5 protein-coding genes are annotated in these 4362 nt (G+C 45.2%); 3 read left to right on the forward strand and 2 right to left on the reverse strand.

Annotation, left to right across the window (positions count from 1 at the left end; genetic code table 11):
- The coding region (locus A3757_RS12085; RefSeq protein ID WP_068739695.1) for a Do family serine endopeptidase at positions 1-1269 on the reverse strand (1269 nt) is incomplete at its 3' end.
- Positions 1270-1377: 108 nt separating this feature from the next.
- Between A3757_RS12085 and A3757_RS12090 the strand changes: the two genes are divergently transcribed.
- From A3757_RS12090 to A3757_RS12100, 3 genes are all read left to right on the forward strand, one after another.
- Entirely contained in the window at positions 1378-2637 is a 1260-nt protein-coding gene (locus A3757_RS12090) for an FAD-dependent monooxygenase (protein WP_068513876.1), read from the forward strand.
- Positions 2638-2660: 23 nt separating this feature from the next.
- Positions 2661-3023 (forward strand): histidine triad nucleotide-binding protein, encoded by a 363-nt coding sequence (locus A3757_RS12095; protein WP_068514465.1) that lies wholly within the window; start codon positions 2661-2663, stop codon positions 3021-3023.
- A 97-nt stretch (positions 3024-3120) separates the two neighbouring features.
- Positions 3121-3513 carry a hypothetical protein gene (locus tag A3757_RS12100; RefSeq protein WP_156490586.1) on the forward strand — a complete coding sequence of 131 codons (393 nt, stop codon included), beginning with the start codon at positions 3121-3123 and terminating at the stop codon, positions 3511-3513.
- A gap of 4 nt (positions 3514-3517) precedes the next feature.
- On the opposite strand, the gene trpC is transcribed toward A3757_RS12100, so the two are convergent.
- Positions 3518-4348 (reverse strand): indole-3-glycerol phosphate synthase TrpC, encoded by an 831-nt coding sequence (gene trpC / locus A3757_RS12105; RefSeq protein ID WP_068514462.1) that lies wholly within the window; start codon positions 4346-4348, stop codon positions 3518-3520.
- Positions 4349-4362: the final 14 nt, after the last annotated feature.

The following is a 4362-nucleotide window of genomic DNA, read 5'->3' on the forward strand; positions in this document are numbered from 1 at the left end:
TACTCGTTTAGCGATCGAATTATTGCTCAGTTCTTTAACCTGAATGCCAATAGCTTCTTCTTGATCACTTGGAATGAGATCCATTAACAGGCTTCCGCTCAAATAAGAAGAGACTTTGTCACCAGCTATTTCCGGGACAGGTATGGCTTCGATCTCAATTTCGAGCGCTTTGTTATTGCCATTGCGAATAATCTCAAGATCAAGGGTTCTGCCAATTGCAGAAAGTCCAATTCTGTTTTGGATATCATTGGCATTCCTGATGGCCCGACCATTTGCCTTAGTAATAATGTCGCCCTGCTTTAGACCTGCATCATCTGCTGCGCTGCCATCCTCGATACTACTGACAATAGCCCCCTGATAGGTATTAAGCTGATGTGTTCCGAACGAGAAGGCTTCAGCTAACTCAGGGCTTAAGTCTTGGAAACGGGCACCGATACCGCCGCGTTTTACTTCACCAAACTGGATAAGTTGTGACATAACTGATTGGCTGACTTCAGTTGGAATGGCAAAGCCAATGCCAACGTTTCCTCCGGCTGGAGCGATAATGGCGGAGTTGATGCCAACTAAGTTGCCATTGAGGTCAATTAATGCGCCGCCTGAATTGCCGGGGTTAATGGAGGCATCGGTTTGAATAAAATCTTCGTACCCCTGGATGCCAAGACCATTCCGCCCAAGTGCGCTGACAATTCCAGTAGTCACCGTTTGCCCAATACCAAAGGGGTTACCAATGGCAATTACAAAGTCGCCAACGGCTAGGGAGTTAGAGTCGGCGATTTTCAAAGATGACAACTTTTCTGCATCGATCTTCAGCAAAGCGATATCAACCTTCTTGTCGGAACCTACTAAGGTGGCTTTGAATTGACGCCCGTCCTGAAGTTTTACTTCGATATCGTTAGAGTCAGCAATGACATGATGATTGGTAAGAATATAGCCTTCTTTTGCATCAACTATTACACCGGAGCCAGCACTTTGAACTTGGCGTGACTCTTCAATTTCATCAGGAAAAGAGAAGAAATGTCGAAAAAATGGTGACTGTAGTAAAGGGTTATATTTACGCTGAATGGTATAGGTCGCAATATTAACCACGGCTGGCGCTGACTCCTTAATGATCGGCGCGAGAGAGGGTTGTGAATTTCCTTCTATCAGACGTTGCGGAAAGCCAGCGGCTTGAAGTGAAAAAGAGAAACTTAAGCTGAGCAAGATGAACAAAGTCAAACCGTATTGCTTGAAGTTAAAAAACACATTATTTGATAATTGATTAAGACGCATCTTTTTATTGTCCTTCACTGGGTATTACAGGCGATATTATAAGCTCAAAGGTGTGATTGTTGGGAAGTTCTTGCATAATACTGCAAAAGATTTGCTGAGAGGAAAAGCATGAGCAAGCAATATGATGTAGTGATTGTCGGTGCCGGTATGGTCGGCGCTGCCATTGCCTGTGGATTGGCTCGATCGAACTTTAAAGTTGCGGTCATTGACCCGCTATTACCCCCTGCGTACGTAGAAGGCGAAGCACCTCACATTCGGGTATCGGCGATCAGCTATGCGAGTGAACAGATATTAAAAAACCTGGGTGCATGGCAATATATCGAAGGCAAACGCTTATGTCCTTATCGACGTTTAGCAGTAAATGAGATGCCTGCTAAAAAGGGGCTATCTGCCTTATTGCCTGACATCTCGACATGGGCAAGAACCGAGTTTGATTGCAGTCAGATTGGCCAGAGTCATCTTGGCAATATTATTGAGAATGATATTGTTCATCTCGCTTTGCATGAAGCAATGAACGGCCTGGAAAATGTTAGCGTCTATTGTCCAGACAAAATTGAAGAGATGGAATTGGATGGTGAGCTGAAAACCCTGACACTATCAAAAGCAGGAGACATTAGCGGGCGCGTAGTGATTGGTGCCGATGGCGCACAGTCACGTGTGCGAGAACAAGCCAGCCTCGGTCAATATAAAGACAAATATGCGCAGCATGCTTTTGTCTGCACTGCTGCGTATGAAGGCAGTCAGGAAGATATTACCTGGCAGTCATTCACCTCTCATGGACCCTTGGCATTTTTGCCCTTGGCCGATAGTGGTAAGGAACACTTTGGCTCACTCGTCTGGTACGACTTGCCTGAAAGTGTCGGCAAATTATCGCAGATGGGTAACGAGGAGCTGTTAGCGACGATCAAAGCTGCTTATCCTTCAGAGCTTCCTACCATTACACGCATTGTAGAGCACGCTAGCTTCCCTTTATTTAAGTCCCATGCCATTAACTATGTCCGCCAGGGTGTGGCATTGGCGGGGGATGCAGCACATACTATCAATCCTTTAGCCGGGCAGGGCGTTAATCTGGGCTTTATGGATGCTGCGATGCTAATCGAAATTCTGGGGCAAGCACACTTAGCGGGCGAAGATATTGCTAGCCTTGAAGTCCTGCAGCGTTATCAAAAAAGTAGACGACCAGAGAACCAGAAAATGATGAGCATTATGGATATGTTCTATCATGGCTTTAGTAATGAGTTGCTGCCGCTAAGGGTGGTAAGAAATATAGGCCTGGGTCTAGCAAATAATTCCGGGCCTGCGAAAAATAAAGTGATGCAGTATGCGGTGGGCGCAATAGGTAACTTGCCTAAACTTGCTCAAGCCTAAAGGAAGCAAACGAGGAAAAAACAATGACAGAAACGCTATTTACCAAAATTATTGATCGTCAGATTCCTGCAGATATCGTCTATGAAGATGACATCTGCCTGGCATTCAAGGATATTCAGCCAACCGCTCCCGTACACTTGCTTATCATCCCTAAAAAACCAATCGCGACGATTAACGATATGGATGAAGGTGATAAGGAAACATTTGGACATTTGTTCTTTGTTGCCAAGAATATTGCCGCCGATATGGGCTTCGCAGAAGATGGTTACCGTGTTGTGATGAATTGCAATGAATATGGTGGACAAAGCGTCTACCACGTACACCTGCATTTAATCGCTGGTAAACCTTTGGGTTGGCCTCCTTTCACCGAGAAGCTTAAAGTCTGAGCAAGTGTAAACAAGGGTAAAACCATTGCTGACAGACTAATATTTAAGCACCCTCTTCGTTAAACTAGAGCTACCTAAACGAAGAGCGTGGTGAAATATGATCTGGAACCTGGAAGAAAGAAAGTCTAATAAGAGCCTACAGTCAATACTACAAGGCTTGGTATTATTTGCCATGATGTTTTCATTGGCGGCACTTGCTGAAGCTGATGAACTTTCTTCTCGTCTGGAATCACACTTCAATGCCGATAGCTCGTATCGCTTTATCAACTATGAAAGTGTTAATCAGGTGCATGCTGATGAGTATGGCAGCATGCGCTACTTAGTGATGGATTTTGATTTGCGACTTGCCAGTAATGATCTTCAAGGCAGTATTCACCAGATTTGTAATACTGTCTTGGCAGATAGGCAGTTAATAAAAGACCTATCTCGTCATGGCTATGATATGGTTTCAGTATCATTTGATAGGCAGTCACAGTATGACTGCCTATAAATACCTAAAAAAACAAACGCTCTAACTCCTTACCCGGGTCTGCCGCCCGCATAAATGCTTCACCGACTAAGAAGGCGTTCACATCACGTTCTTGCATAGCGATCACGTCTTCTCGAGCATGTATGCCGCTTTCTGTGACCACAATCCTATCTTCGGGAATCTGCTTCAATAAGTTAAAGGTGTTATCGAGTGATACTTCGAAAGAGTGAAGGTCCCGATTATTAATGCCGATTAAGCGAGTTTCCAGCGTTAAGGCATCTTTAAGCTCTGCTTCATTATGAACTTCGACCAAAACATCCAGGCCGATTTCATGGGCGATGCCACTTAACTCCTGCATTTGATCTTTTGTTAGGCAAGCGGCAATCAGTAGCACGCAATCAGCATTCACAACGCGGCTTTCGTAGATCTGATAAGGCGCGACCATAAAATCCTTACGGATAATCGGCAAGGCGCTCGCAGCACGAGCTTGTTGCAAATAGTCCTCATGGCCTTGGAAAAAATCACGGTCAGTAAGTACCGATAAACAGGCTGCACCGGCCTTCTCATAACTTTCGGCAATGGCGGCAGGTACAAAGTCCTCTCGAATAATTCCTTTGCTTGGTGATGCCTTCTTGATCTCGGCAATAATGGCAGGCAAATTGTTCGCGTTCTTGGATTCTATCGCCCGCACAAAGCCGCGGGTCTCATCCCGATCGAAGGCTTGTGCCTTGCAGTCGGCTAGCTTTAGCGTGCTTTGTCTTTCCTCAATTTCCTGCCACTTGCGTGCGACAATCTTTCGCAGAATGGTTGGAGTTTTATCGCTGGCTGAATCTGGGCCAAAAGAAACGTCTGACATAATGAATCCGGTAT

Source organism: Oleiphilus sp. HI0117 (assembly GCF_001635235.1).